A 25,265-nucleotide genomic window follows, 5' to 3' on the forward strand; every position below is an offset into this window, starting at 1 on the left:
CCACTGCGGCCGGGGGCGGCGGACTATCCTGGGCGCATGTCCCCCACCCCGTTCTCCCCCTCCCCCGGCGAGCCCGTCCTCGTGCTGCTCGAGGCCGGCGCGGACGGCGCCCGCCTGCCCCGCGTGGCCGACCCCGCCGTCCCGCACCTGCGCGTGAGCGACCAGGGCGTCACGCGCGGCGACGGCCTGTTCGAGACCGCGCTCGCCGTCGCGGACGAGGCCGGGGTGCTGCGGATGCGCAAGCTCGGCGCCCACCTGGGGCGCCTGGCCTCCTCGGCCGCCGCCCTGCAGCTGCCGGCGCCGAGCGCCGCGGCGTGGGAGGCCGCCGTCGAGCGGGGCCTGCAGGCCTTCGCCGCGGCCAACGACGTGGCCGCCGGGGACCGCCTCTCCGTGCGCCTGACCGTCACCCGCGGGCCCGAGGCCGCGCCCGGCGCCGTGCCCGAGCCCTCCGCCTGGGCGCTGCTCAGCCCCGCCCCCGCCGTCGAGGACGAGGAGCGCCGCACCGGGCTGCGCGTGCTCCTGCTGGACCGCGGCCTGGACTCCCGGGCGCCGGAGCGCTCCCCGTGGCTGCTCACGGGCGCCAAGACCCTCTCCTACGCCGTGAACATGGCCGCCCTGCGCCACGCCCGCGACCACGGCGCCGACGACGTCGTCTTCACCAGCGCGGACGGCTACCTGCTCGAGGGCCCCACCTCCACGGTGCTGATCGTGCGCACCGGGGAGGACGGCGTCCGCCGCCTCCTCACCCCGCTGCGCCAGAAGGGCATCCTCGCCGGCACGTCGCAGGCCGTGATCTTCGCGGCCGCCCACGCGGACGGCTGGGAGCTCGGCTACGGCCCGCTCGTCCCGGCGGACCTCCAGGGTGCCGAGGGCGTCTGGCTCGTCTCCTCGGTGCGCGGCGTCCTGCCGGTGCGCGCCGTCGACGGCGTCGAGATCCCCGTGGACCACGAGCTCACCGGCATGCTGCAGGCCCATCTGGACGCCGACGGCGATCCCGGCCGGCACGTCAGCGGCGACCCGGTGCCCACCGCGGGCTAGGCTGGAGACCGGCCCGTCCGACGTCGTCGGCCGCGACCGCAACCGCACGTGATATCCCCGACCACGGAAGGCGCACCATGAACACGCTCGTCCAGAAAGCCCTGTCCGCCGGCATCACGCTGGTCGGCGGCATCGTCGGCTCCCGCGTGGTCGCGGGCGGCTGGCGGCTCGTCACCGGCCACAGCGCCCCGGACGACGCGGCCGACGAGACGCTGCCCCTCGTCGAGGCCCTGTCCTTCGCGTTCATCTCCGCGGGCGTCGCGGCGCTGCTGAAGGTCGCCGGCCAGCGCGGCGCCGGCGCCGCGATCCGCAAGGTGTCCGAGTCCACCGCGCACCGCGTGGACCACGAGGTCTGAGCCGCCCGCGACCACCACGACGACGGCCGCCGCCCGGAGGGATCCGGACGGCGGCCGTCGTGCTGTGCGGGGTGGTGTCAGCGGCGCCCGCGTGGCCGGGCACCGGCGCGGCGCGGCCCGGGGTCCGCCGGGGGCTCGGCCCGACGGACGACGGCGGCCAGCTCGTCCCGGTGCAGCAGCTCACGGCGGGCGTGCTTGGTGCGGTAGCCCGTGCGGCCCACCAGGTGGGAGGCCACCGGGGCCGTGACCATCTGGGTGACCCAGGCCAGGAACAGCACGGGCAGCCACACCCACGAGCGCCACTCGATCGCCAGCCCCGCGAGCATGAGCAGCAGGCCGAGGACCTGCGGCTTGGCGGCGGCGTGCATGCGGGCCAGCAGGTCCGGCAGCACGAGCAGGCCCACGCCGGCCACCAGGGAGAAGAAGGCGCCGCTGACGATCAGGAACGCGGCCAGCCAGTCCAGGAGCGTGGCGGTGTCGGTCATCGGCCCTCCTCCCCGCCCGGCACGTCCGTGGTGCCGGGCACGCGCGCCTGGTCCTCGAGCGAGTGGTCCGGGCGCCGGTCCTCCGCGAAGCGCGCCACCGTCACCGAGCCGACGAAGCCGACGGCGGCGGCCAGCACCACGAGGACCACGTGGTGGGTGTGGCGGTGCACGGCCATCTCCAGGACGAGCATCCCGGAGAACACCACGAGCAGCACGTCCGTGGCGACCGCCCGGTCCAGCAGCGAGGGGCCGCGCACGATCCGGTAGAGCGCACCGACGGCGCCGACCACGAGCAGCGCCCCGCCGGCCCACGTGGCCAGGTCCATGGGGTCCATCAGGCCTCCTCCTTCGGGGGGCGGGCGGCGGGGGGCGCCGAACTCGGGAAGCGGCGGACCAGCTCGAGGTCCTCACGCGTGCCGACGGCGCGGATGATGCCCGCCTCCACGTCGAGGGCCTTGGCGCGGAAGCCCGCCACGTCCTCGTCCGTGGTCGCGTCGAGCACGTGCAGGTACAGGACGGAGCGGACCCGGTCCACGTCCAGCACGATCGAGCCCGGCACCAGGGCCAGGGCGTGGCTGACGAGCGTGATGATGAGGTCGTCGTGGCTGCGCAGCGGGACGCCCACGATCGAGCCGCGGGCGCGGCGGCCACGCAGCAGCACCGTCCCGGTCACGTTGACTGAGGCGCGCACGACGTCGACGAGGAACCGCACCGTGAACACGAGGGACCACCAGGGGTTCAGACGGCCGCTGAACGGGATGTCCGGCATCGGGAAGAGCCCGATGATCAGCAGCGCGAAGGCGAGGCCGGTCAGGGCCACGTGCGGAGCGAAGTCCTGCCACAGGGCGCACCACACGGCCACCATCACGAGGATCAGCGGCCACTGGGCCACGATGCCCCGGATCCCGTCGGGGCGCACCACGCCGCGGCGGGCGGAGTCACTTCCGGGCATCGTGCACCTCCGTCGGGTCGACGCTGAGGGTGGCCGCGGCCCGCTCGGCCGCGGCGTCGTCGAGCACCGCCGCGATGTAGGGCGAGCGGTCGAGCATGTCCGTGGCGGCCTCGTCGGCCAGGGCGAACAGCGGACCGGCGGCCACCGTGAACACCAGCGTCAGGCCCACGAGCGCCGTGGTGGGCAGCACGAGGCCCGGCTCGAGCGGGCGGGGGCGCTCGCCACGGGCGACGGCCCGCTCGTAGGCGGCCACGAGCTGGGCGGGCGGGTGCTCCACGTCCTCGACGCGGCGCCAGAACGCGCGGGTCCACACGCGCACCACCACGAGCAGGGTCAGCAGGGACACGAGCAGGGACACGCCCACCAGCGTGTAGGCCAGGGGCGTGGCCTGCTCGACGCCGCCGCGCAGCAGGCCGACCTTGCCGAGGAAGCCGGAGAACGGCGGGATGCCGCCGAGGTTGAGCGCGGGCACGAGGAACAGGACGCTCACGAACGGGGAGACCTTCGCCAGGGACCCGAGGCGGTCGATGTTCGCGGTGCCGGCGCGGTTCTCGATCAGACCCGTGACGAGGAAGAGCGTGGTCTGCACGGTGATGTGATGGGCCACGTAGTACACGGTGGCCGCCAGCCCCGCCTCCGTGGCCAGGCCCAGGCCGAAGATCATGTAGCCGATGTGGGAGACGAGGATGAAGGACAGGATGCGCTTGATGTCCGTCTGGGCCAGCGCGCCGAGGATGCCCACCACCATGGTCAGCGCGGCCACCACGAGCAGGAGCGCGTTGACGTGCTCCCCCGGGAAGAGCAGCGTCTCGGTGCGGATCATCGCGTACACGCCCACCTTGGTGAGCAGGCCCGCGAACACCGCGGTCACCGGGGCGGGCGCGGTGGGGTACGAGTCCGGCAGCCAGAAGGACAGCGGGAACACGGCCGCCTTGATGCCGAAGCCCACCAGGAGCAGCACGTGCAGGACCATCTGCACGTCGGTGGGCAGCTCGCCCAGCTTCACGGCCAGGTCCGCCATGTTCACGGTGCCGGTGGCCGCGTAGATCATCGCGATCGCGATCAGGAACACCACCGAGGAGAGCACGGAGACCACCACGTAGGTGATGCCCGCGCGGATGCGCTGGGCGGTGCCCCCCATGGTCAGCAGCACGTAGGAGGACGTCAGGAGGATCTCGAAGCCCACGTAGAGGTTGAACAGGTCGCCGGCGAGGAACGCGTTGGACACGCCCGCCACGAGGATCAGGAACGTGGGGTGGAAGATCGAGACCGGCCCACCCTCGTCCCGGTTGATCAGCCCCTGCGCCGAGGCGTACAGCAACACCGCCAGGGTGATCAGCGCCGACACCACGAGCATGAGGGCCGAGAGCCGATCCACCACGAGGCTGATGCCCAGCGGGGCCGGCCAGCCGCCGAGGTGGACGGCCGCGACCCCGGTGTCCCAGACCGCGGCCAGCAGCAGCGCGTCCAGCACGAGGGTGAGCACGAGCGCGGAGACCGTGACGGTGATCTGCGCGCGGGGGCGGCGCACGAGCATGAAGGTCACGGCCGCGCCCAGCACGGGCAGCATGACGGCCAGCGGGGCCAGGTCGGTCAGGGGGACGGAACCGATGCTCATGCGCGCTCCCCGCCCTCGGGACGGCGGCCGCGGGACGCTGCCCCGGATCCGGTGGGCGCCTGGGGGGCGGGCGTGGCGTGCTGCACCTGGGGCCGTGCCTCCGTCGCGTGCTCGTAGTGGGCGTTGGGGTCCGCGGCGTCGTCCAGGAACTCGGAGGACTCCTCCACGAGCTCCGCGTCGTCCTCCGCGTCCCAGGCGGGCATCCGGGCGATCTTGACGTCCTCCGCGTCCACCTCGACCTCGTCCTCGCGGACGAGCAGCCACGAGCGGTAGATCATGGCGGTCAGGAACGCGACCACGGCGAAGCCGATCACGATCGCGGTGAGGATCAGCGCCTGCGGCAGCGTGTCCGCGTACTCGTGCGGGTCCCGTCCGCGCACGAACAGCGGGGCCAGGCCCGTGCCGCCCGAGGAGAGGAACAGCAGCATGATGGCGCCGTTGTTGATCAGCACGATGCCGAGCAGGATGCGCGTCAGGCTGCGCTCGAGCACCAGGTAGATCCCCCCGGCGAACATCACGCCCATCGCCAGGAGCAGGGCCAGGTCGACGGTCATCATCGGGCGGCCTCCGGGGCGTCGGGGGTGGACGGGGTGGGCATGCGCGGATGACGACGGCGGGCCGCGGCGCGCAGGCGGGCGCGGCGGGCCTCCTCGCCCCGGCGGTCCACCTCACCGCCGAGCGAGCGCAGCACGTCGATCACGAGCCCGACCACCACGAGGTACACGCCGATGTCGAACGCCGTGGCCGAGACCAGCTTGAGGGCGTCGCCGAACAGCGGCAGGTCGGTGAACTCCACCACATAGGACTGCAGGATCTGCCCGCCGAAGAAGAGCGGGGCGATCCCGGTGAGCGTGGCGATCGCCAGGCCCAGGCCGATCATGGGCCCGGCCGGGATCACGGAGGCCTCCTGCAGCTCGTACCGGCCGCCGGCGAGGAAGCGCAGCGTGAGGGCCAGGCCTGCGAGCAGGCCGCCGGCGAAGCCGCCGCCGGGGGTGTTGTGCCCGGCCAGCAGCAGGTAGACGGAGAGCAGCATCATGATCGGGAACATGAAGCGGGTGACGACCTCGAGGATGATCGAGCGCCGCTCGGGGGCCATCGTGTGGCCGGCCACGAGCCACTGGCCCTTGCGATCGTCCACAGCGAAGCTGCGCACGACGGACAGCTCGCGGGCCCCGAGCGAGGAGTCGGCGCCGAAGTCGCCGACGGAGCCGGGGGCGACGTCGTCGATGCTGCGGGTGCGCCCGTCGCGGTGCTGCAGGAAGATCAGGGAGGCCACGCCGGTGGCCGCGGCGGCCAGCACCGTGATCTCGCCCCACGTGTCCCACGCGCGGATGTCCACGAGGGTGACGTTCACGGCGTTCGTGCCGTAGCCGTCCGTGTAGGCGAGTTCCGGCATGGGCAGCGAGATCCGCTCCGCCGTGCGGGCGGCCAGCGCGGTGGCGGCGATCCACATCATGGTCAGGGCGAAGCCGCCGGCGACCGCCATACGGGCGATCCGCCGCGAGCCGGTGCGGCGGTCGTACCAGTCCGGCGGCAGCACGCGCAGGCCCAGGATGAGGGTGACCAGGATGATGGTCTCCACGAGCACCTGGGTGATCGCGAGGTCCGGGGCGCCGCGCATCGCGAACAGGGCGGCGGCGCCGTAGCCGGTCACGGACACCAGCATGATCGCCTTGAAGCGGCGGCGCGCGCGGACGGCGAACACGGTGGCGACGGCGATCATCAGCACCACGACCAGCTGCGCCGGGGTCTGGAACCAGGCGACGTCCGCGGAGAGGAACGAGGTGGCCAGCGTGCGCTCGCTGCGCCCCACGGGGAAGAGCAGGAACGCGGCCGGCAGCAGGAACGCGGTGGCCAGGATGATGCCCAGGTAGCGGCGCAGGGAGCCGGTCTGGGTGCGCCCCGTGACCCAGATGGCGACCTCGTCGAGGGCGCCGGTGATCTTCCGGTACGTGCGCAGGGCGTCGACCGGGAACTCGACGCGGCGCTGGAACGCCTCGACTCCCGGCCGGCCGAGGGCGAGCAGCGCGCCGAGCACCCAGACCCCCGCGGAGAGGGCGAGGATGGGCGTCCAGCCGTGCCAGAGGGCCAGGTGCGCCGGAGAGGCGGCCGGGTCCAGCGGCGGCAGGGAACCCGTGTGGGCGGTGATGATCCCCTCCACCGGGCCGGGCAGGAAGGCGAGCACCAGGCCGGCGAGCGCGAGCAGCGCGGCCGGGGCCAGCTCGAGGGTGGTGACGCGGGTGTGGAAGCGCGTGACGGGGACCGCGGCCCCCTCCTCGTCCCGCTTGGCGGCGAACGAGCCCCACAGGAACCGCCACGTGTAGGCGAAGGTGAGCACCGAGCCCACGGTCATGAGCACGAGCGGCGTCCAGCCCCACACGTCCGCGTGCGCCACGCCGTGGGCGGCCAGGCCCTCCAGGACGGACTCCTTGGCCACGAAGCCGAACAGCGGAGGCAGGCCGGCCATGGACAGGCCCGCCACCACGGCGACGGCGGCCAGGGCCGGGTGGCGGCGGCCGATCCCGGAGAGCTGGCGCAGATCGCGCATGCCGGCCTCGTGGTCGATGATGCCGACCACCATGAACAGGGGGGCCTTGAACACCGCGTGGGCCAGGAGCATGGCGAGGCCGGCCATGGCGGCGTCGCGGGTGCCCAGCCCGTTGGCCACCATGAGGAAGCCGAGCTGGGAGACCGTGCCGTACGCGAGGACGAGCTTGATGTCTGTCTGCCGCAGGGCGCGCCAGCCGCCGAGCAGCAGGGTCCACAGACCCACGCCGATCACGAGGACCTGCCACATGGCGAGGCCGTGGAACTCCGGGGCCAGGCGGGCCACGAGGAAGACGCCGGCCTTCACCATGGCCGCCGCGTGCAGGTACGCGGACACGGGGGTTGGCGCGGCCATGGCGGCCGGCAGCCAGAAGTGGAAGGGGGCCTGGGCGGACTTCGTGAGGGCGCCGATCAGCACCAGGGCGACGGCGACCTCGAGCAGCCCGCGCAGCCCGGCGTCGGCCATGAGGGCGGGGGCGGCCTCGAGGACCCCGGAGATCCGCCAGGACCCGGCGAAGTGGGCCAGCATGATCAGGCCCGCGAGCATGGCCAGGCCGCCGAACGTGGTGACGATCAGGGCGGTGATGGCGGAGCGGCGGGCGAAGATGCGGTGGCCCGAGTAGCCGATCAGCAGGAAGGACAGGACGGACGTGATCTCCCAGAAGGTGTAGAGCACCATCAGGTCGTCCGTGGTGACGAGCCCGAACATCGCGCCGGCGAACGCCAGCAGCTGCCCGCCGAACACCGCGTTGCGCGGCTCGTGCTCCCGGAAGTAGCGGGCGCAGTAGGCCAGGACCAGCGCGCCGACTCCCAGCACGATCAGGGACATGAACGCGGCCAGCACGTCCATGCGGAACGCGAGCTCGATCTCGAGGTACGGCACCCACGGCACGGCGCGGTCCAGGTGCGCCGCCGAGGCCGGGACCGGCCGGCCGGCGTCGAGCGCCTCCTGCAGCGCGAACACGTGCGGCAGCTGGGTGAGCAGCCAGACGAAGCCCGCCGCGGGGGCGGCGGCGAGCAGATAGAACCCCTGACGTCCCGTCCACCGGAAGATCACCGGGGCGGCGAGCGCGACGACGAAGAGCGCGGTCAGGATGACGAGCATGCGGTCCCTTCGTCAGGCACGGGAAGGGGTACGGTCCAGCCTAGCGGAGGGATGCGCCCCACCCGGGGTCAGCGGACCGATTCCGCGCTCCGCGTGATCGGCTCCGTGACCCGGGCGAACAGCAGCCCACCGGCCACGAGCACGACGGCGATCACGGGGATGACCACCCGGTTGTCCGGGTGCAGGGCGAGCGCGAGCGTCACGAGCGCGGGCGTGATGAACCCGACCGCGCGGCCCGTGGTGGCATACAGCCCGAACACCTCGCCCGCCGTCCGCGGCGTGGTGAGCCGGCCCAGGAACGCGCGCGAGGCCGACTGCACCGGGCCCACGAACAGGCACAGCGCCAGCCCGCCGACCCAGAACGCGAGGGTGCCCGAGGCGAAGAACAGCGCCCCGGCCACGAGGACCATGGCGGCCAGCGAACCGAGGATCACCCGGCGCGGGCCGACTGCGTCGTCGAGCTGCCCGCCCACGAAGGCGCCCAGGGCGGCCACCACGTTGGCCGCGATCGCGAACAGGACCACGTCCGAGGCCGCCAGCCCGTAGACCGTGGTGCCCAGGATGGCGCCGTAGACGAACACCGCGCCCACGCCGTCGCGGAACACCGCCGAGGCCACGAGGAACCACAGCGTGTTCCGGTCCTCGCGCCACATCCGCGCCAGCGTGGACCCCAGCGCACGGTACGAGGCCGCCAGGGACTCCCGCCGCGGGCCGCCGCCGGGGGACGGCGCGGGCGCCGGGTCCGGCACGGCCACCAGCACCGGGATCGCGAACACCAGGAACCACGCCGCGGCCACGAGCGCGACCACCCGGATGTTCAGCGCCGCGTCCTCCGTGACGCCGAACCAGTGCGCGTCCCCCGAGACGAAGCCCACGAACACGATCAGCAGCAGCAGGATGCCACCGAGATAGCCCGCGCCCCAGCCGATGCCCGAGATCCGGCCGATCGTGGCCGGCGTCGAGATGTGCACGAGGATCGCGTTGACCTGCACCTCCGCGAACTCGAAGAACACCGTGCCCAGGGCGATCAGGGTGACGCCCAGCAGCAGCGAGGACTCCTCCGGGGTGACCCAGAAGCAGGCCGCGGTGCACGCGATCACCGCCGCCGTCATCACCCCCAGCCAGAGGCGGCGCCGGCCCGCGCCGTCCGCGCGCCGGCCCATCACGGGCGCGGTCAGGGCGATCACGACGCCGGCGATCGCCAGGGCCGTGGACAGCCACGCCGTGCCCCGCTCGTCCGGCCCGAACGCGTCCGAGGCCAGGTAGGTGCCGAACACGAAGGTGACCATGACCGCGTTGAACGCGGCCGAGCCCCAGTCCCACAGCGCCCACGCGGCCACCTGGCGACGCGGGGCGGCGGAGGCGACCGGCGGGAGCGCGGCGCCGGTCATCGCTCGATGCGGGTGAGGTGGAAGTCGCGGTGCGCCCGGGAGGCCGTGGGCCCGCGCTGACCCTGGTACCGGTTCTGGTTGGCCCCGGTGCCGTACGGCGACTGGGCCGCCGAGGAGAGCCGGAAGAAGCACAGCTGGCCGATCTTCATCCCCGGCCACAGCGTGATGGGCAGCGTGGCCACGTTGGACAGCTCGAGCGTGACGTGCCCGGAGAACCCGGGGTCGATGAACCCGGCGGTCGAGTGCGTCAGCAGGCCCAGCCGCCCCAGCGAGGACTTGCCCTCGAGGCGGGCGGCGAGGTCGTCCGGCAGCGTGACCTGCTCATAGGTGGAGCCGAGCACGAACTCCCCCGGATGCAGGATGAACGCCTCGTCCGGGTCCACCTCCACCAGCCGGGTCAGCTCGTCCTGCTCCTGACGCGGGTCGATGTGCGCGTACCGGTGGTTGTCGAAGAGCCGGAAGAACCGGTCCAGGCGCACGTCCACGGACGCGGGCTGGACCATCGCCGGGTCGAGGGGGTCCAGGCCCACGCGGCCGGAGGCGAGCTCGGCGCGGATGTCGCGGTCGGAGAGCAGCACGGCTCAGTCCATTCGCACGACGACGGCCAGCGGGGTGCGCTCGCGGCCCTGGCCCAGCGGGTTGTCCGCGAAGGCGGCCTCGAGGACGGCGGCCGACGCGGCGGTGTCCTTGCCGAGGGCGTTGCGGCCGATGTCGTTGGCGTCCATCACGACGGTGCCGGCGAAGGAGGCCTTCGCCCAGGCCGGGATGTCCGCCGCCCGGATCATCGCCGAGACCTCGGCGGCCACCCGGTCCGGCTCGGCCGGGGGCAGCTTGGCGGAGACGTTGGCCGGGAACGTGGAGTAGGTGGTGGGCCCGTCGATCGCGCGGACGTTGCCGCCCACCACGTTGTAGAACACACCGCGCTTGCCGGCGACCTTGCCGGCGGCGCCGGCGGCCGCGGAGAGCACGATGCGCGGCAGGCCGGCCTCCTGGATGGCCAGCTGCATGGTGGTGGGATCGCCCAGGCCGATGCCCGCGGGCGTGCGGGTGACCAGGCGGGAGAGGACGCGGGCGGCCACGGAGGGGCGGACCTCCCACGTGTAGTAGGAGCGACCCTGGGTGATGGCCACGATCTTCTCGGACACGGAGAAGTGCCACGGGGCGTCCTGCGGCATCGCGTCCGCGGGCAGGTCGCGGAAGAAGTCCTCAATCTCGCCGCGCAGGTAGGCCTGCAGGTCCGTGTCCCGGTCCACCAGGCCGGTCTGCACAGGGAAGCGGCGGTAGCGGCGGCCGTCCTCGGCGGAGACCAGGTCGAGCTCCTTGCCCGGGTTCGGCTCGTGGTCCGGTTTGGCCGGTGCCGGGGCGGTGGGGGCCTCGTCGACCGCGGTGGCGGGGCCGGCCGGGGCGGCGTCCGCGTCCACCGCGTCGCGCAGCCAGAGCTCGAGGTTGAGCAGGCGCCAGAAGCGCTCGGGGTCGTGCCGGCGCGGGTGGGCGAGGAAGTCCTCGAAGAGCGCGCGGACGGTGGGCGCGTCGGCGTACGGGCGGGCGGCGAACGAGTCGGAGGCGAACACCTCGCGGACCGGCTCGCGCAGGGCGAGCAGCAGGCCGGCCGCGGCGTCGTCGTCCGCGTGGCGGGCCGGCGGGAGGACGGCGTCCACCAGGCCGGCGAGCCGCCCGCGCGGCACGCCGCGATCGGCGGGGCGCTCGTCCGCGTGGGCGTCGACGAAGGCCGAGTTCAGCAGCGCCTCGACGGGCACGTCGGCGCGCTCGCGGGAGTCGGCCAGGCGTGCGGCGACGTCGCGGCGGGTCGCGGTCAGGGTGCGCGCGGCACCGCGCAGGCCGCGGGACGCGTCGGCGGCCGAAGGCGTCGGGGCGGGGCGGCCGCACACGTGCGCGGTCGAGGCCAGGGGGCCGCCGTGGGCGCGGATCGCGGCGCGGACCGGCTCGAGGTCGGCGACCGGGGACGGTGTCGCGGCGGGGGCCAGCGGTGCGGGCCGGGGACCGCCGACGAGGAAGGGGCGGTCCGCCTCCCCGAACGCGAGGTAGCGGTACACCGCCGCGTCGTCGGGGCGGGCGGGGACCTGGGCCGCGTCGGCCGTGGTGTCGCGCATGGGACGTCCTTCCGGGACAGGGGCTGCCGGACGCGTCCGGCCGCGGCCGGGCGCGGTTCGGACTCTACCAGCGGCCCCCGGCGCGCTTTCGTTCGGGAAACGGCGGCCCCTGGTGCGCTTTCGTTCGGGAAACGGCGTGGCCGGCCGCTGGCGCGCGGGTGCGGCCCTGACCATCCGCGGGGAGTTCTCCATCGTGATCGCCGGGCCGGTGCTCACGCGGTACGCGGACGCGTTCGGTCGTTCGCGCGCCCGGGCGGCGACGCGGCGGGTGCAGGCGCGCGAGGTCGCCGCGGCGGACCCGGCGCACTGACGTACGGGTCCGCGGGGCGCGAGGACGACGCGGGGCCGGTGCACCGGCCGGGCTGGTGTATGGTGGTGCCCGCGCCGCAGGCGGAAGCCGAGCGGTTGCGCGGGCGTAGCTCAATGGTAGAGCGCTTGCTTCCCAAGCAAGATACGCGGGTTCGATTCCCGTCGCCCGCTCCACACCACGACGACGGCCCCGGGCCCCTCACGCGAGGGACCCGGGGCCGTGTCGGTCCACGTCGCCCCGCCACGGCCGCACCGGGAACGCAAGACGTCGGAATGCGGCCACATTCCGGCGTCATGGCGACCGCTGGCGTTCCAGGTCGCCGCGTGGGGTCCCGCTCCCCTCAACGGCCCGCGCGGATCTCGCGCAGCCGGCGTTCCAGGTCGACCGGCAGGTCCGCGGCGAAGCGCGGGTCGAGGTCGGGCCCGGCGTCCGCCAGTCGGTAGACGCCGTCGGCGCGGGCGAGGAACCCGTAGTCCACGAGTTCGCGACGCAGCGTGGCCACGTCCTCGTGGGCGGGGCGCAGCAGGTCGTTGACCTCGGCCTCCGCGTAGGCGCGGCCCGCTCTGAAGCGACGCAACAGCTCGAGAAGGACGGCCACCCGCGGCTTGCGACGCGCAGGGATGGAGCGCAGCCGGTCCCCGTCGAAGAAGCGGGCGAGCACGGTCGCGTGGTAGCGCTCGGCGGACTGCCACTCGTCGGCGAGGGCCGCCGCCGCGGCGGTGTACCGCTCACCGGTGACGGCCATGCGGGCGCGGATCAGGGTCTTGAGGTCGGACTGACGGGTCATGGTGCATCCTCGCCGGCGCGCTCCCGGCCATGCCGCGCCGCGGGTCGGGGACGACGTCCGTCGCGTGCGGGTGGGCCCGAGGATCCGCTCCCCTTCGCGCCGGGCTGCAGGGCCCTGCCGCGCGGGACCGGGCCGCGTGGCGCGCTCGGCGGTGGGCGCCGCCGTCGTGATCCAGGCTAGCCGACGCCCGCGACGTAGGATCGCGCCATGCCCCTGACCCCGCCGCGGACCGCCCCACCCCGACCTGTGGAGGCCCGTCCGTGACCCAGGTGCTCTCCGGCTTCGCGGTCGTGTGGGTGATCATCCTCGTGGGCGTCCTGGTGGGGCGCACGGGGGTGCTCGGCGAGCACGGCCGCACCGTGCTCTCCCGCGCGGCGTTCTTCATCGGCAACCCGGCGCTGCTGTTCGTCACGCTCTCCCGCGCGGACGTGGGCGCCGTGCTGGGCCCCCAGCTGTGGGTGGCCTCGCTGTCCGCGTTCACCGCGGCCGCACTGTACCTCGCGGTGACGGTCCCGCTGCTGAAGGGCAGGTCGGCCTCGGAGCGGATCATGTCCGCGCTCAGCGCCTCGCTCGTGAACTCGGCGAACCTCGGCATCCCCATCGCGGCCTACGTCCTCGGCGACGCCGCCCTGGCCGCCCCGGCGCTCATCTTCCAGCTGGCGATCTACACGCCGCTCTACGTGGCCGCGATGGACGCCGCCACCGCGCGCGAGGCCCGACGACGCACGACGGCGGGCCGGCGCCGTGCGGTGCGCCGCTCCCCCGGGCGCGCCGTGGCCGACCAGGTCCGCCACACGGTCACCAACCCCCTGATCCTGGGCTCGGTGGCCGGCCTGGTCTTCTCCCTCACCGGCTGGTCGTTGCCGGGCCCCCTCATGGAGTCTGTGGAGCTCATCGGCGGGCTGTCCATCCCGGCGATGCTCCTGGCGTTCGGCATGTCGCTGGTCGGCTCGCGGCCGCTCGAGCGGGCCGGCGGGCGACGCGCGGACGTGCTGATCGCCTCGGCGGTGAAGCTGGTGGTGCATCCGCTGCTGGCCTGGCTGCTCGCGCAGTTCGTGTTCGGCCTGGACGCGCGGCACGTGTTCGTCGCCGTCGTCCTGGCCTCCCTGCCGACCGCACAGAACGTGTTCGTCACCGCCGTCCGCTACGACACGGGCCTGCGCGTCTCGAAGGACACGATCCTGGTCACCACGATCGTCGCGATCCCGGCGATGATCGCCGTCGCACTGCTGCTGGCCTGAGGCCGACGACGGCGGCGCCCGGCCCGGTGCCCCGCGCCGGACGCCTCGCCGCGGCTCAGACGTCCCGGCGGATCAGCTCGTCCAGCCCCGTGGGCGAGAGCAGGTACGGGGCGACCTCGAGCACGGTGCGCGCCCCCGTCTCCCCCTGGGCCTTCAGACGCGCGGCGGCGCGGCCGTAGGCGACCTGCGCGGCGGCGGTGAAGTCCGGGTTGGACTCCAGCTCCAGCACGAACTCGACAGCGCTGCGCGAGCCGCCGAGGTCGCCCGAGGTGACGACGTGGCCGCCGTGCGGCATGCCCTGGTGGTCGCGCTCGAACTCCTCCTCGGAGATGAAGTGCACGGTGGTCTCGTACGGGGCGAAGTAGTCGGGCATCGTGGTGATGGCCTCGGTGATGGCCGCGTGGTCGGCCTCGTCGGCCACCACGTAGCACTCACGCACGTGCGCGGAGGCGCCGGTGATCTCGGCGCCCCGTCCGGCGCGGGCCTCGGCGATCGCCTCCTCGCTGGGGATCGTGTACTGCACGCCGCGCCGCACGCCGGGGACCCGCCGGACGGCGTCGGAATGGCCCTGCGAGAGACCCTTGCCCCAGAACGTGTTCTGCTGCGGCTGCGGGAACAGCGCGGCGCCCAGCACCCGGTTCACCGAGAACAGGCCCGGGTCCCAGCCGGTGGAGATCATCGCCACGTGCCCGCCCTCCCGGGCCGCGGCGTCCATCTCGGCGCGGTGCCGCGGGATGAGCTGGTGGTTGTCGTAGGTGTCCACGGTGGTGAAGTGCCGCGCGTAGCCGGCCGCCTGCTCGGGGATGTCCGTGGCGCTGCCGAGGCAGAGGAACAGCACGTCGATCTCCCCGGCGTGCTCGGCGGCCCGCTCCGCCGGGAGCACGGGCGTGTCCGTGTCCAGGCCGGTGCGGCGCGAGAAGATGCCCACCAGCTCCATGTCCGGCTGGAGCTTCACGAGCTTCTCCACACTGTGGCCGAGGTTCCCGTATCCGACGATGCCGGCGCGGATGGTCATGTGCGTCCTCCTGGAGGGGTCGTGGTCAGGTCGGTCCCGCCAGCCTAGGCCCGGCGCCGCGGGGCGCCGAGTCCGCCGGCCGGACCGCGCAGCAGGAGCACGACGACGGCGACCAGCCCCGCCAACGCCAGCACGCTGACCACGTAGATCGGCCAGGCCCACGGGCTGTGGTCGCCCCCGCCGACGCCGTAGGTGTCCGCGAGCGCCATGCCCGGCCCGAACGAGGCCATGAAGTAGGCCGGAGACGCGGCGACGAGCGAGGCGAGGCCCAGGGCGAGGACCGCCAGCGGGTCGACCTCCTCGCGACGCCACGTGAGGAACCACAGGACGGCGGCCACACCGAGCCCGGCCGCCAGGATCACGGCCGGAAGGACGAAGGGGACGCCGAGCTGGCCCGCCGCGCTCAGGTCCGCGTAGATCCTCCCGAGGCCGCGGTCGCCGGGCGCGGCGGCCAACGGGTTGAGGACGAACACCTGCAGGGCCGCGAGCGCCGCGGCGGCGGCGATGACGCCCGGGACCACCGCACCCGCGGCGAGCCGCACCCAGCCGGGCCGGTCGGGCAGGGCGAAGGGCGCCGTCGTCGGGCGGGGCCGGGCGGGGCGGGAGGACGCGGCGGGGCGACGGGCGGAAGGGGACATGCGGCCAGGCTAACCGCTCGCCTCCGCTGCGGACACGAGAGCCTCCGGCGCCGTTTCGTCAACGAAAGCGGCTGTGGAGGCTCCTCCGCCTCCACCGTCTCGTCGACGACAGCGGCGGGTGAGGTCAGCGCACGCCGGCGCCGGGGAGGGTCTTGGCCCAGGCCTCGATGGCGTCCCAGTCGCGGAAGTCGCCGTAGTGCTCGTTGCGGGAGAGCTTGAGCTTGAGCTTCTCCAGCCGGCCCAGGCGCTCCTCGAAGAGCGCCCCGCGGAAGTACGCCACCTCGCGCGGACCGTAGGACTCGAGCTTCTCCCGCACCGGCCGGGCCAGCTCGGGCGCGCCGCCCGAGGCCAGGATCACGAGCGGCAGGTCCGTCAACTCGGCCCGACGGGTGTCAAGGAACGCCCGGGCGTCGGCGGCGAACGAGCCCGTGTAGACCGGAGCCGCGACGATCACCGCGTCCGCCGTGGCCAGCCAGGCGGCGGCGCCCTCGACGTCCTCCACCACGGTCGGGACGGCCTGCGACGTGCGCAGCACCTCCGCGACACGCTCGGCGATCTCTCGCGTGGATCCGTGGGCGGACGAGGTGACGATGAGCGTGGTCATGGTGGGGCGCAGCCTTCGGGGTCGGGGGCGGACGACGCGCTCAGTGTATCCCGCGCAGGTCCAGGTCCAGGCGGGTCTCGGCGCCCTCCGGGGCCCGGTCCGGGGTGTGCACCGTGACCGGGATGCCCCAGTCCTGCTGGTACAGGTGGCAGGCGGCGTGGTCGGGGATCGGCTGCCCCTTCTCCCCGTCGCATGCGGCGGCCCGGGCGGTGATGTGCAGGACGCCCTCCTCGACCTCGGGGTTCAGCCGCAGCGTCCGGTGCAGCCCCGTGGACGTGCCCGCGCCCTCGAGCAGCAGCTCCTCCGGGGAGGAGGAGATCTTCAGCTGCGTGGGGTCGCCCCAGCGGTCGTCCAGCTTCTGCCCCGTGGGCGCGGCGAAGCCGATCGTCAGGTCCAGGTCGCCGGCCACCACCGGGGTGCGGGGACGCTGCGTCTGCCGCGCGCCCTCGTCCACGGTGAGGAACTCCTCCGGCACCGCCAGCCGCGTGAGCCGGTGGGCGTTGGACTCGACCACCACGATCGCGGTGTCGTTCCCGTCCGCGTCGTGCTCCACGAGCACGTCCGAGGGCTCGAGCAGCCCCCGCGCCACCGTGGTCACCGTGGCCGGGACCGCCCGGCCCGCAGCGTCCTCGCCGGCCGGGGCGTACCGGCGGATCGCGCCGTTGTACGTGTCCGCGATCAGCACGGAGCCGTCCGGCAGGGCCGTGACGCCCAGCGGGTGCTGCAGGCGCGCGCGGTCCGCCTCCCCGTCCACGTGGCCGAAGTCGAACAGGCCCGCCCCGACGGCGGTCCCGACCTCGCGGCGCCCGTCCTCCCCGGTCCGCACCCAGCGCACCGCGGAGGTCTCCGAGTCCGCGACCCACAGCGCGCCGTCCGCGCCCACGGACAGCCCCGAGGGCTGCGCGAACCAGGCCCGTCCGGCGTCACCGTCCAGCAGGCCCTCGAGCGCCGTGCCCGCGTGCACCGCGAGCGCGCCCGTGACGGGGTCGAAGTCGAAGAGCTGGTGCGTGCCGGCCATCGCGATCACCACACGCCCCAGGGCGGGGTGCCACACGACGTCCCACGGGGAGGACAGCGAGATCGCGGTCGGCTCCCCGGGCAGGTCCGCGAGGTCGACGGCGACGTCCCCCTCGTCGTCGACGGCGGCGGCCTCCTTGGCGCGCTCGGAGTCGATGAGCTTCTGCACGCCGTTGCCGGCGAGGGTGCTGACGCGCCCGTCCGACAGGCGCAGGCCCCGCAGCCGGTGGTTGACGGAGTCCGCCACGACGACGTCGTAGCCGACGCGCCCCGCGACGTCCTCGGGCAGCAGCGCCAGGCCCTGGGGCTCGTTGAACAGCGCCTGGTCCGGCCCGCCGTCCGCGTGGCCCTTCTCCCCGGGCGTGGGGAATGCGAGCTCGGCCTGGCCCGCGTCCGCCGTGGCGGGGTCCCCGCCGCCGAACGCGCGGAGCACCGTGGTCAGGTCCTCGGCGACCTCCAGGAGGCGGTGGTGGCCGGTGTCCGAGACGAGGAACGTGCCCGGGCGGGAGCCGCGGCCGCCGAGGGACACGGCCTTGCCGGGGAACGACAGGTCCCGGGCCACGGGCGCGGGCGGGACGTAGGGGCCGGAGCCGCGGTGCAGCGTGCCCTTGGCCTCGTGCTCGGCCACGAGCTCGCGCACGAGCCCGTAGAGCCCGGCCACGTGCCCCTCGCCGGACAGGTGCGCGGCGATGTAGCCCTCCGGGTCCACCACCACGAGGGTGGGCCACGCGCGCGCCGAGTACGCCTGCCACGTGGTCAGCTCGGGGTCGTCCAGCACGGGGTGCTCGATGGCGTAGCGCTCGACGGCGGCCGCGAGCGCGTCCGGGTCCGCCTCGTGCTCGAACTTGGGCGAGTGCACGCCCACCGTGACGAGCACGTCCGCGAACTCCTCCTCGAGCGGGCGCAGCTCGTCCAGGACGTGCAGGCAGTTGATGCAGCAGAACGTCCAGAAGTCGAGGAGGACGACCTTGCCGCGCAGGTCCTCGAGGCTCACCTGCTCGCCGCCGGTGTTCAGCCAGCCGCGGCCCACGAGCTCGGACGCGCGCACCCGGGTGGCCGCGCGCGGCACGGCGGCGGGGGCGTCAGCGGTCGGGGCGGGGTTCGGGGTCTGCGGTGCGGTCATGTCCACCATCATGACGCACGCCCCGGACGCGTCAGCCGTGAGCGGACGCCGGCGGCGTCACAGGGGGAAAGACGACGCCGCCGGGCGGGCCCGGCTCAGTCGGCGGCCAGGGCGGCGGCCAGCATCTCCTCGGCGATGAGCGTGAACTCCTTGCGCCCGGCCTCGGGCCGGCCCACGAAGGAGACCATGACCACGGCGTCGGAGGTGACGGCGGTGAGCACCTGGGCCGTGAGCTGGGGCTCGGACTCCGAGGCCAGGGTCCGCTCCCACACGAGGGCGGACTGCGCGGGGGTGCCGTCGGACAGCGGCGCGTCGGAGACCTCGAGGCGGTAGTCGACGGTCGCGTCCCCCTCCTGCACGGTCATGGTCATCTCGCGGCAGTCGGCGCGCAGGGCGTTGACGGTCTGGAGGTGCCGCTCGACGTCCTGGCGGCCCTGGCCCGTGAGCCGGGCGACCTCCACGGTGCCCGTGCCCGTGAAGGTGTCGGCGCCGACGTCCACCCGCGTGGCCTCGGCCGCGTCGAGGATGATCGGAGAGAAGTCCAGGGCGGTCAGCGGCGCCTTGCACTGCGCCGGCTGCACGGTGGTCCGGTCCGCGTCCGCACGCCGGTCCCGGGAGTCCTCGCGGGCCGCGTCGATCTCCTCCGCCGTGGCGGCCCGCTGCCGGACGAAGCCGAATGTGGCCGCACGCTCGGCCGCGGCCTCCGCCATGCGCTCGTCCTGACGGTCGCCCAGGCCGAGCCCCTCCGGGGCCGCCGACTCCGTGGGCGCCGCGGTGCCGGCGTCGTCGTGGACTCCGTCCGCGGGCGCGGACGCGGCGGCCGGATCGCCGTCCCCGGCCCCGCAGCCCGTCAGGGCCAGCAGACCGGCCGCGACGGCGGCCACGAGGCGCAGCCGACCACGCCGGGGCGCGGCCGGGCTGCCGAGGGGACGGACACGGTCAGCGGACATCACGGGCCTCCTCGGGGCCGGTGGAGGAGTCACGGGCCGCGGGCTCGGCGCCGCTCGGGGCGTCGGTGGCCGGGGTGCCGTGCATGCGGGCATACATCTCGTTCCAGCGGCGCAGCTCCGCGTCGCCGTCGCGGTCGGCCTGCCGGTCCAGCCGGACCGCGTTCTTGCGGTCGCTGCGATACCAGAGCACGGCCACCATCACCGCCATCATCACGGTGGGGAACTCGCCGATGCCCCACATCACCGCGCCGCCGATGCGCTGATCCTCGAGGGCGGTGGGGCCCCAGTCGCGGCCCATGTTGCCGAACCAGGACGCCTGCAGCAGACCGGTGGAGGTGGTCATGGCGACGCCGATGAAGGCGTGGAAGACCATCGTGGCCATCAGGAGCACGAGCCGCAGGGCGTACGGGGGCCGGCGCGGCAGCGGATCCGAGCCGATCATGACCAGGGCGAACAGGAACCCGGTCAGCAGGAAGTGGACGTTCATGAACTCGTGGCCCACGTGGGTCTCCAGCGAGAACCGGAAGAAGTCCGTGTAGTAGAACACCAGGATCGAGCCGGCGAAGTTGACCCCCGCCACGATCGGGTTCGTGATGAACCGCCCCCACGGGGAGTGCACGATCCACAGGATCCACTCGCGGGGGCCGCGCGTCCCATCCGTGCGGGACGGCAGGGCCCGCAGCGCCAGGGTGATGGGTGCGCCCAGGACGAGGAAGACGGGACTGAGCATCGTCAGCGTCATGTGGCCCACCATGTGCGCGCTGAACAGGACGCGGCCGTACACGGCCGGGGACCCGGAGGTCGCCCACAGCAGCACGGCCAGGCCCGCGAGCCACGCGACGGTGCGCAGCACGGGCCAGCGGTCGCCGCGGCGGCGCAGCTGCCACACGGAGCGCAGGTACCAGAGGGTCAGGAACGCGATGATCGCGACCCACAGCCAGTCGAACCGCCACATCGTGATCCACCGGGCGCCCTCGAGGGCCGGCGGCAGCTCGTAGCCGGTGAGGATGCGGGCCGGGGAGGCGTCCGGCGCGAGCTCCTCCGGCACGGGCGGGGCCGTCCGGGAGAGCACGGAGGAGACGCCCATGACGGCGCCCATGATCACGGCCTCCACGGCGATGAGCTGCCACAGCAGGCGACGCGCGGGGGCGGGGCTGGGACGGTCCGGGCCGGCGTCGAGGCGGGGGATCACCCACCGGCGGTGCAGCAGGCCGATCAGGCCGAGGCCCAGGGCCGCCAGGAACTTGGCCGACACGAGGATGCCGTAGGGGCTCAGCAGCTGGGCCGGATCGTCCATGCGGATCGACGCGTTGACCACGCCGGACAGCGCCACCGTGACCAGGCCCAGCCCGGCGAGCACGGAGTAGCGGGTCAGGACCGTGTGCAGCAGGGGCGCCGGGCCCTGCCGGCGCAGGCTGCGGCCCCGCCCCTGCGCCCCGTTGGGCCCCACGAGGGTGTCCGAGATCGCGACGAGCACGAGCAGTCCGCCCACCCACACGACGACGCCGAGCAGGTGCAGGCCGATCGAGTTCACGGCGCCGGTGTGGTCGTCACCGCCCGCCGCGTGCCCGATCAGGGCCAGGGGCACGAGGGCGAGCATCGCCAGGATGCCGGTCCAGAACAGGCCGTTGTGGGAGCGGACGGCGATCGCCAACGTGGTCACGACGGCGGCGATCACGGTGACCCAGAACCACGCCTGGCCCACCGAGATGCCGACCACGTAGGCCGCCAGGCCGTCCGTGAAGCCCTGCCCCGCCGTGACGGGGATGCCGGCGAGATCCGAGTAGGACAGCACGCCGACGGCCAGCGCGGCCACTGTCCACACGCCGGCGCTGACGGCGGCGATCCGCATCACGCGGGTGAACGCGGGGTGCTCGGGCAGCGGTGCGGCGTCCGCGTCCTCGCGCCGCTGCCGGGCGGAGCGGTGCCACCGTTCCGTGCCCGCCGCGTGGGGCGGCAGGACCCCGGCCGCGAAGATCAGCGCGGCGATGGTCAGGGACATCGCCACGTTGGAGACGAGCTCCCCCACGGGCACGCCCCAGCGGGTGATCCACCCCGGGTCGGAGAGCTGGCGCGCGGCGGTGACGCCGGTCAGCCAGCCGGCGGCGGCGAGGCCGGCCGCTCCCGCGGCGGCCACGAGCACCCAGATCCACCGGGGCACTCCGACCGGCCCCGACGGACCGGGGCGGGCGGCGTCGTCGTTCTCGGCGGGATGGCTGCCCCGGGCGGGGGCGGTGGCGGCGGACATGGGGTCCATCCTCTCAAAGCATGCGGACGCCCGGCGACGACGGGAGCGGCCCCGCCGTCGTCGGGCCCCTGGGTCAGGCGAACAGGGCGTCGCCCACGAACCCGCCCTCGGCGCAGCCGGGCGGGATCGCGAAGACCGCCGAGCCGACGGGCACGGTCCACAGGTTCAGGTGGTCCGACTCCGCGAGCCGGGCCTGGACGGGGACGAACTGTCGGTCCACGTCCGCCTGGTAGGCGGCGAAGATCAGGCCGGAGCCCGCCTCCAGCGCCCCGCGCGGGTCGTCGTAGTTGTAGCCGCGACGCAGCATCCCGTACTCGGGCTCCTCCCCGCGGGCCCGCCGCAGGTGCGCGATGTCCGAGATGACCGGGAAGCCCGTGGGGCCGACGGCGTCGAAGTCCGGCTCGTCGTGCTCCTGCTCCCCCGTGAGGGGGGCGCCGGTGCCGAGGCGGCGGCCGATGACCTTCTCCTTGGCCGGGCGGTCGAGCTCGTCCCACGTGTCCATGAGCATCTCGATGCGCCGGATCACCACGGACGTGCCGTCCGCGATCCACGGGGTGACGCCCACCTGCTCGGCACCCACGCCCCACACCACGCGGTCGAGGTGCGGGGTGTCCGCCGCCGGATTGCCGGTGCCGTCCACCTGCCCGAAGAGATTGCGCATCGTGGTGCCGGTGGGGTGGGCGCCGCGGGCGGAGCGGAAGCCCTCCTGCACCCAGCGCTCGGTGGCGAACGGCCGGGCCGCCTTGAGGAGCATGCGCCGGGCGTGGGCCACGGACATCCGGTCGTCGCCGCAGATCTGCAGCAGCAGGTCGCCGTCGCTGAACGCGGGGTCCAGGCGGTCGATCTGCTCGAACGCCGGCAGCGGGCGCAGCCAGGCCGGGGCCCGGTCCGGGGCCACGCGGCGGACGAGCTCCGGGCCGAAGCCGAACGTCACGGTGAGCCGAGCGGGGGCGGCGGCGAGCTCCGGCTCGGTGTCGGCGATCGTGGCGCGGCCCTGGGTCAGGCGCGCCGCGTCGTCGGTGAGCAGGCGCAGCATCCGCTCGATGCGCACCCGGTCCGTGTCCTCGTGCAGGTCGAAGGCGAGGAAGACGGCGTGGGCCTGGGCGGGGGTGTCGACGCCGGCCTGGCGCGGCCCGTGGAACGGCACGGTGTCCGTGCCCACGGGCGAGCTGACGGCCACCCGGGCGGCCTGGCCGCCGGGCTCGGCCCAGCCGGCCCGGCCGACGTCGCCCTCGATGCCGGTGTCGCCCATGACCTCGGAGGGCGAGGCCCCCGTCCCGGACGCGGCGGACGCGCCCGGGGCGGTGGAGGCCGACGCGTGGCCGGCGCCGTAGCCGAGTGCCGTGCCCAGCAGGCCGCCGCCCACCGCGCCCGCCCCGAGGAGCAGGCCGCGGCGGGAGGGGCCCCCCGGGGTCGGGCGGGCGCCCTCGCGCCCGTCCGGCCCGTGGTGGTCGTCCGGCCCGTGGTGGTCGTCCGACCGGACGACGGGGTCAGTGGTCGGCATGGTCCTCCGATTCGTGGGACTCGCCGCCGTGGTACGACTCGTTGGCGCCGGTGAAGGGCCGGACCACGGAGGTGACCTCGAGGGTGGAGCCGTCCTCCAGCTCGAGGTCGTAGGTCACGTCCTCACCCGGCTCGATCGGGTCGGTCAGGCCCATGAACATCACGTGGTTGCCGCCCGGGGCGAGCTCGAAGCTCCCGCCCGCGGGCACGGTGAAGCCGTCGGGGCTCTGCTGCATCACCATCTGGCCGTCCTCGCCGGAGACCATCTCGTGGAGCTCGACCGTCTCGCCCAGCTCCGAGCGGACGCCGACGATGTGCAGGTCCTGGTCCGAGGAGTTCTCGAGCATGCCGAAGGAACCGGTCATGCCCTCCTCGGTGGCCTTCGTCCAGGGGTCGGTGATCGTGAGGCCGGCGGCCTGGCCGTCCGCGGTGGACGCGGCCGACGAGGCGCCCGTGGCCGGCGCGACGCTCGAGGCGTCCGACGCGCTCGGGGCGGAGCCGGCGTCGTCTCCGGCGCAGGCCGTCAGGCCGAGGGCGGCGACGGCGAGCACGGCGGCGGCGCCGAGGCGGCGAGGGGCGCGGGGGGAGGTGGTGGTCACGTCTGTGGGGTTCCTTGTCAGGCGGGCGCGCGACGACGCGCGGGGCGTTCGGACGCGCGAGGACGGGGCCGGTCCCCTCAGGGGGCCGGCCGGGGATCAGAGGTCAGCGGCCGTCGTCGAGGTGGCCGAGCGCGCGGGCGCGGCGGCCCATCAGGAGGAAGGCGACCACGAGCACGGCCAGGCCGGCGATGCCGGCGACCCACACCCAGGCGGGCAGCGCGTCGGAGTCCGCGGGCTGCGCGGCGTCGGAGGCGTCCGCCTGCGCGGTCGCCGCGGCCGAGGCGGCGTCGCCCTGACTTGCCGTGGCCTCCGGGGAGGCGGCGATCGAGGCCCCGGCGACGGCGGAGCCGCAGCCCTGGGGCGCGGTGCCGGCGGCCGGTGCGGCCGGGTCGTCCACCGCGAAGTCGAACGAGCGCTCCTCGGAGTGCCCGTCCGAGTAGACGACGCGGTAGGCGACCTCGTAGTCGCCGTTGGGCAGCCCCTCGCACAGCGGCGCGGAGAAGGTGGGGCCGTCCACGGTGCCGGCGGCGGACTGCCACTGGTTGCCGTCGGCGTCGCGGACCTGCAGGAGGTTCTGGATGCCCTCGCCGTCGATCAGCTCGCCGCTGAAGGTCAGCGAGACCTCCGACGGCGCCGTCGTGACGGTCTCGTCGACGGCGGGGGCGGTGCGGATGAGCTCGTCGTGCGCGGCCGCGGGGGCAGCCCCGGCGACGACGAGGGCGGGCAGCAGGGCGAGTCCGGCGGCGGCGCGAGCAGCGCGGCGGACAGGGGTGGTCTGGTGATGCATGGTGGTGTCCTCACGGGTCTGCCGCGGTCCCGGACGGGAGTCGCGGGCGGACCGTTCCGAAGGGTCGTCGGGCGCGGTCGGGCCTCGAGACGCGGACGGAGCCGGCGTCCTCAGGCCGCGAGGGCGAACGGCGGGCCGCGCCGCCCCGGAGAGCTGAGGAGGACGAGGGACGTCGCCGGCCGGAGCACCGGCGGGACGGGGACCCGGACGCGGGCCGGCGTCGGCAGGGGGCCGTGCGCGGCCGGCGGCGGGCAGACGGCGGCCACCACGCGTTCGGCGATGGTGAGCACGAGGGCCTCGCCGCGCCGCAGCACCAGCACGGTGAGGACCGCGGCGATCACGTGGGCCGCGAGCATGCGCAGGTCGGTCAGGTGGCCGGTGGGGGCGCCGGACAGGGCCTCCCCCGACGCCAGGAGGGCCCCGGTGCCGGGACGGGCGTGGCCGAGGTGGGCCGGGTCGACGCCGGCGGCCGGCGCCACGGCGTGCCCGCCGGCGGCGAGCCCGTAGAGCACGTGGAACAGCCCCTGGGCGATCGCGACGGCCGCGGCGGTGCGCCACAGCGAGAGGGCGCGGCCCGCCAGGGCGGTGCAGAGCGGGGCGGCGAGGACGGCCGCGAAGGCGACCACGCCGACCTCGGGGAACCCGTGACCGGGCTCGGCGGCGGTGTGGAACAGCGCGGCCAGGGCGGTCATCGCCAGGGCCCCGGCCCAGCCCCGGGCCAGACGGGCCGGTCCACGCACGACGCGCGGACGGGGGTCCTCGAGGCCGGACGGGGCCCACGGAGCGGCGGCGACGGCGCTGCGCATGCCACGACTCCTCTCCTGACGGCCCCGGCCCACG

22 protein-coding genes, 1 tRNA gene and 2 pseudogenes are annotated in these 25,265 nt (G+C 74.7%); 5 read left to right on the plus strand and 20 right to left on the minus strand.

Annotated features, from left to right (window positions below; all coding sequences use genetic code 11):
* The first annotated feature begins 36 nt into the window (after positions 1-36).
* On the plus strand, positions 37-1,038 hold the full coding sequence (locus tag AC0VX0_RS09520) for an aminotransferase class IV (protein ID WP_101966067.1): 1,002 nt from the start codon (positions 37-39) through the stop codon (positions 1,036-1,038).
* A gap of 77 nt (positions 1,039-1,115) precedes the next feature.
* Entirely contained in the window at positions 1,116-1,394 is a 279-nt protein-coding gene (locus AC0VX0_RS09525; RefSeq protein WP_036317169.1) for a DUF4235 domain-containing protein, read from the plus strand.
* A 77-nt stretch (positions 1,395-1,471) separates the two neighbouring features.
* Here AC0VX0_RS09525 and mnhG read toward each other — a convergent pair whose 3' ends face one another.
* The 9 genes and pseudogenes from mnhG to AC0VX0_RS09570 all read right to left on the minus strand — a co-directional run bounded on the left by mnhG (position 1,472) and on the right by AC0VX0_RS09570 (position 11,603).
* A complete protein-coding gene (gene mnhG / locus AC0VX0_RS09530; RefSeq protein WP_129867214.1) occupies positions 1,472-1,879 on the minus strand; it encodes a monovalent cation/H(+) antiporter subunit G in 408 nt (135 codons plus the stop codon).
* Positions 1,876-2,214, minus strand: a complete 339-nt coding sequence (locus tag AC0VX0_RS09535) for an MrpF/PhaF family protein (RefSeq protein ID WP_036317163.1) — start codon at positions 2,212-2,214, stop codon at positions 1,876-1,878. The genes mnhG and AC0VX0_RS09535 overlap by 4 nt, the downstream gene beginning before the upstream one ends.
* Positions 2,214-2,831 (minus strand): Na+/H+ antiporter subunit E, encoded by a 618-nt coding sequence (locus AC0VX0_RS09540; RefSeq protein ID WP_101967512.1) that lies wholly within the window; start codon positions 2,829-2,831, stop codon positions 2,214-2,216. The genes AC0VX0_RS09535 and AC0VX0_RS09540 overlap by 1 nt, the downstream gene beginning before the upstream one ends.
* A complete protein-coding gene (locus AC0VX0_RS09545; protein ID WP_036340029.1) occupies positions 2,818-4,449 on the minus strand; it encodes a Na+/H+ antiporter subunit D in 1,632 nt (543 codons plus the stop codon). Before AC0VX0_RS09545 ends, AC0VX0_RS09540 begins: the two co-directional genes overlap by 14 nt.
* Positions 4,446-5,006 carry an NADH-quinone oxidoreductase subunit K gene (locus AC0VX0_RS09550; protein WP_002858374.1) on the minus strand — a complete coding sequence of 187 codons (561 nt, stop codon included), beginning with the start codon at positions 5,004-5,006 and terminating at the stop codon, positions 4,446-4,448. The genes AC0VX0_RS09545 and AC0VX0_RS09550 overlap by 4 nt, the downstream gene beginning before the upstream one ends.
* Positions 5,003-8,101, minus strand: coding sequence for a Na+/H+ antiporter subunit A (locus AC0VX0_RS09555; RefSeq protein WP_396768892.1), 3,099 nt, complete (start codon positions 8,099-8,101; stop codon positions 5,003-5,005). The genes AC0VX0_RS09550 and AC0VX0_RS09555 overlap by 4 nt, the downstream gene beginning before the upstream one ends.
* A gap of 68 nt (positions 8,102-8,169) precedes the next feature.
* Positions 8,170-9,570: pseudogene (locus AC0VX0_RS09560) on the minus strand (MFS transporter); the annotation flags it as partial.
* A complete protein-coding gene (dcd, locus tag AC0VX0_RS09565; protein WP_036341271.1) occupies positions 9,489-10,070 on the minus strand; it encodes a dCTP deaminase in 582 nt (193 codons plus the stop codon). The gene dcd and the pseudogene AC0VX0_RS09560, both read right to left, overlap by 82 nt.
* A gap of 3 nt (positions 10,071-10,073) precedes the next feature.
* Positions 10,074-11,603, minus strand: a complete 1,530-nt coding sequence (locus AC0VX0_RS09570; protein WP_144819993.1) for a hypothetical protein — start codon at positions 11,601-11,603, stop codon at positions 10,074-10,076.
* A gap of 121 nt (positions 11,604-11,724) precedes the next feature.
* Between AC0VX0_RS09570 and AC0VX0_RS09575 the strand changes: the two are divergent.
* Positions 11,725-11,913 (plus strand): annotated as a pseudogene (locus AC0VX0_RS09575) (cation:proton antiporter); the annotation flags it as partial.
* A 99-nt stretch (positions 11,914-12,012) separates the two neighbouring features.
* A tRNA-Gly gene (locus tag AC0VX0_RS09580) sits at positions 12,013-12,086 on the plus strand.
* A 167-nt stretch (positions 12,087-12,253) separates the two neighbouring features.
* Here the strand turns inward: AC0VX0_RS09580 and AC0VX0_RS09585 are convergent.
* Entirely contained in the window at positions 12,254-12,700 is a 447-nt protein-coding gene (locus AC0VX0_RS09585) for a DUF2087 domain-containing protein (RefSeq protein WP_036317141.1), read from the minus strand.
* Positions 12,701-12,960: 260 nt separating this feature from the next.
* Here AC0VX0_RS09585 and AC0VX0_RS09590 point away from each other — a divergent pair, with 260 nt between their 5' ends.
* Positions 12,961-13,941 (plus strand): AEC family transporter, encoded by a 981-nt coding sequence (locus AC0VX0_RS09590; RefSeq protein ID WP_129866951.1) that lies wholly within the window; start codon positions 12,961-12,963, stop codon positions 13,939-13,941.
* Positions 13,942-13,996: 55 nt separating this feature from the next.
* Here AC0VX0_RS09590 and AC0VX0_RS09595 read toward each other — a convergent pair whose 3' ends face one another.
* From AC0VX0_RS09595 to AC0VX0_RS09640, 10 genes are all read right to left on the minus strand, one after another.
* Positions 13,997-14,956, minus strand: a complete 960-nt coding sequence (locus AC0VX0_RS09595; RefSeq protein WP_036317138.1) for a diaminopimelate dehydrogenase — start codon at positions 14,954-14,956, stop codon at positions 13,997-13,999.
* Positions 14,957-15,000: 44 nt separating this feature from the next.
* Positions 15,001-15,594 (minus strand): hypothetical protein, encoded by a 594-nt coding sequence (locus AC0VX0_RS09600; protein WP_475451572.1) that lies wholly within the window; start codon positions 15,592-15,594, stop codon positions 15,001-15,003.
* Between the two features lie 124 nt (positions 15,595-15,718).
* Entirely contained in the window at positions 15,719-16,198 is a 480-nt protein-coding gene (locus AC0VX0_RS09605; RefSeq protein WP_078025518.1) for a flavodoxin domain-containing protein, read from the minus strand.
* Positions 16,199-16,238: 40 nt separating this feature from the next.
* On the minus strand, positions 16,239-18,338 hold the full coding sequence (locus AC0VX0_RS09610) for an NHL domain-containing thioredoxin family protein (protein WP_396829977.1): 2,100 nt from the start codon (positions 18,336-18,338) through the stop codon (positions 16,239-16,241).
* A 95-nt stretch (positions 18,339-18,433) separates the two neighbouring features.
* Positions 18,434-19,288: a hypothetical protein gene (locus AC0VX0_RS09615; protein ID WP_396829979.1), complete on the minus strand. Its 855-nt coding sequence runs from the start codon at positions 19,286-19,288 to the stop codon at positions 18,434-18,436.
* Positions 19,278-21,536, minus strand: coding sequence for a bifunctional copper resistance protein CopD/cytochrome c oxidase assembly protein (locus tag AC0VX0_RS09620; protein ID WP_061873116.1), 2,259 nt, complete (start codon positions 21,534-21,536; stop codon positions 19,278-19,280). The genes AC0VX0_RS09615 and AC0VX0_RS09620 overlap by 11 nt, the downstream gene beginning before the upstream one ends.
* 73 nt (positions 21,537-21,609) lie before the next feature.
* Complete coding sequence (locus AC0VX0_RS09625) at positions 21,610-23,040, minus strand: Dyp-type peroxidase (protein ID WP_102708540.1); 1,431 nt, start codon at positions 23,038-23,040, stop codon at positions 21,610-21,612.
* Positions 23,027-23,638 (minus strand): copper chaperone PCu(A)C, encoded by a 612-nt coding sequence (locus AC0VX0_RS09630; RefSeq protein ID WP_095694943.1) that lies wholly within the window; start codon positions 23,636-23,638, stop codon positions 23,027-23,029. Before AC0VX0_RS09630 ends, AC0VX0_RS09625 begins: the two co-directional genes overlap by 14 nt.
* 103 nt (positions 23,639-23,741) lie before the next feature.
* The gene (locus AC0VX0_RS09635; RefSeq protein ID WP_119217817.1) at positions 23,742-24,425 is read right to left on the minus strand and encodes a copper resistance CopC family protein; all 684 of its coding nucleotides are present in this window, start codon (positions 24,423-24,425) and stop codon (positions 23,742-23,744) included.
* Positions 24,426-24,535: 110 nt separating this feature from the next.
* Positions 24,536-25,231 (minus strand): hypothetical protein, encoded by a 696-nt coding sequence (locus tag AC0VX0_RS09640; RefSeq protein WP_102708538.1) that lies wholly within the window; start codon positions 25,229-25,231, stop codon positions 24,536-24,538.
* Positions 25,232-25,265 lie beyond the last annotated feature (34 nt).

The sequence above is a fragment of the Micrococcus sp. iso_26 genome, assembly GCF_056172975.1.

What these genes read in the sequence shown, in the direction of transcription:
- AC0VX0_RS09520 (WP_101966067.1), top strand. Translation starts at nt 37, where the DNA reads ATGTCCCCCACCCCGTTCTCCCCCTCCCCCGGCGAGCCCGTCCTCGTG.
- AC0VX0_RS09525 (WP_036317169.1), top strand. Translation starts at nt 1,116, where the DNA reads ATGAACACGCTCGTCCAGAAAGCCCTGTCCGCCGGCATCACGCTGGTC.
- mnhG (WP_129867214.1), bottom strand. Translation starts at nt 1,879, where the DNA reads ATGACCGACACCGCCACGCTCCTGGACTGGCTGGCCGCGTTCCTGATC.
- AC0VX0_RS09535 (WP_036317163.1), bottom strand. Translation starts at nt 2,214, where the DNA reads ATGGACCCCATGGACCTGGCCACGTGGGCCGGCGGGGCGCTGCTCGTG.
- AC0VX0_RS09540 (WP_101967512.1), bottom strand. Translation starts at nt 2,831, where the DNA reads ATGCCCGGAAGTGACTCCGCCCGCCGCGGCGTGGTGCGCCCCGACGGG.
- AC0VX0_RS09545 (WP_036340029.1), bottom strand. Translation starts at nt 4,449, where the DNA reads ATGAGCATCGGTTCCGTCCCCCTGACCGACCTGGCCCCGCTGGCCGTC.
- AC0VX0_RS09550 (WP_002858374.1), bottom strand. Translation starts at nt 5,006, where the DNA reads ATGATGACCGTCGACCTGGCCCTGCTCCTGGCGATGGGCGTGATGTTC.
- AC0VX0_RS09555 (WP_396768892.1), bottom strand. Translation starts at nt 8,101, where the DNA reads ATGCTCGTCATCCTGACCGCGCTCTTCGTCGTCGCGCTCGCCGCCCCG.
- AC0VX0_RS09570 (WP_144819993.1), bottom strand. Translation starts at nt 11,603, where the DNA reads ATGCGCGACACCACGGCCGACGCGGCCCAGGTCCCCGCCCGCCCCGAC.
- AC0VX0_RS09585 (WP_036317141.1), bottom strand. Translation starts at nt 12,700, where the DNA reads ATGACCCGTCAGTCCGACCTCAAGACCCTGATCCGCGCCCGCATGGCC.
- AC0VX0_RS09595 (WP_036317138.1), bottom strand. Translation starts at nt 14,956, where the DNA reads ATGACCATCCGCGCCGGCATCGTCGGATACGGGAACCTCGGCCACAGT.
- AC0VX0_RS09600 (WP_475451572.1), bottom strand. Translation starts at nt 15,594, where the DNA reads ATGTCCCCTTCCGCCCGTCGCCCCGCCGCGTCCTCCCGCCCCGCCCGG.
- AC0VX0_RS09605 (WP_078025518.1), bottom strand. Translation starts at nt 16,198, where the DNA reads ATGACCACGCTCATCGTCACCTCGTCCGCCCACGGATCCACGCGAGAG.
- AC0VX0_RS09610 (WP_396829977.1), bottom strand. Translation starts at nt 18,338, where the DNA reads ATGACCGCACCGCAGACCCCGAACCCCGCCCCGACCGCTGACGCCCCC.
- AC0VX0_RS09615 (WP_396829979.1), bottom strand. Translation starts at nt 19,288, where the DNA reads ATGTCCGCTGACCGTGTCCGTCCCCTCGGCAGCCCGGCCGCGCCCCGG.
- AC0VX0_RS09620 (WP_061873116.1), bottom strand. Translation starts at nt 21,536, where the DNA reads ATGTCCGCCGCCACCGCCCCCGCCCGGGGCAGCCATCCCGCCGAGAAC.
- AC0VX0_RS09625 (WP_102708540.1), bottom strand. Translation starts at nt 23,040, where the DNA reads ATGCCGACCACTGACCCCGTCGTCCGGTCGGACGACCACCACGGGCCG.
- AC0VX0_RS09635 (WP_119217817.1), bottom strand. Translation starts at nt 24,425, where the DNA reads ATGCATCACCAGACCACCCCTGTCCGCCGCGCTGCTCGCGCCGCCGCC.
- AC0VX0_RS09640 (WP_102708538.1), bottom strand. Translation starts at nt 25,231, where the DNA reads ATGCGCAGCGCCGTCGCCGCCGCTCCGTGGGCCCCGTCCGGCCTCGAG.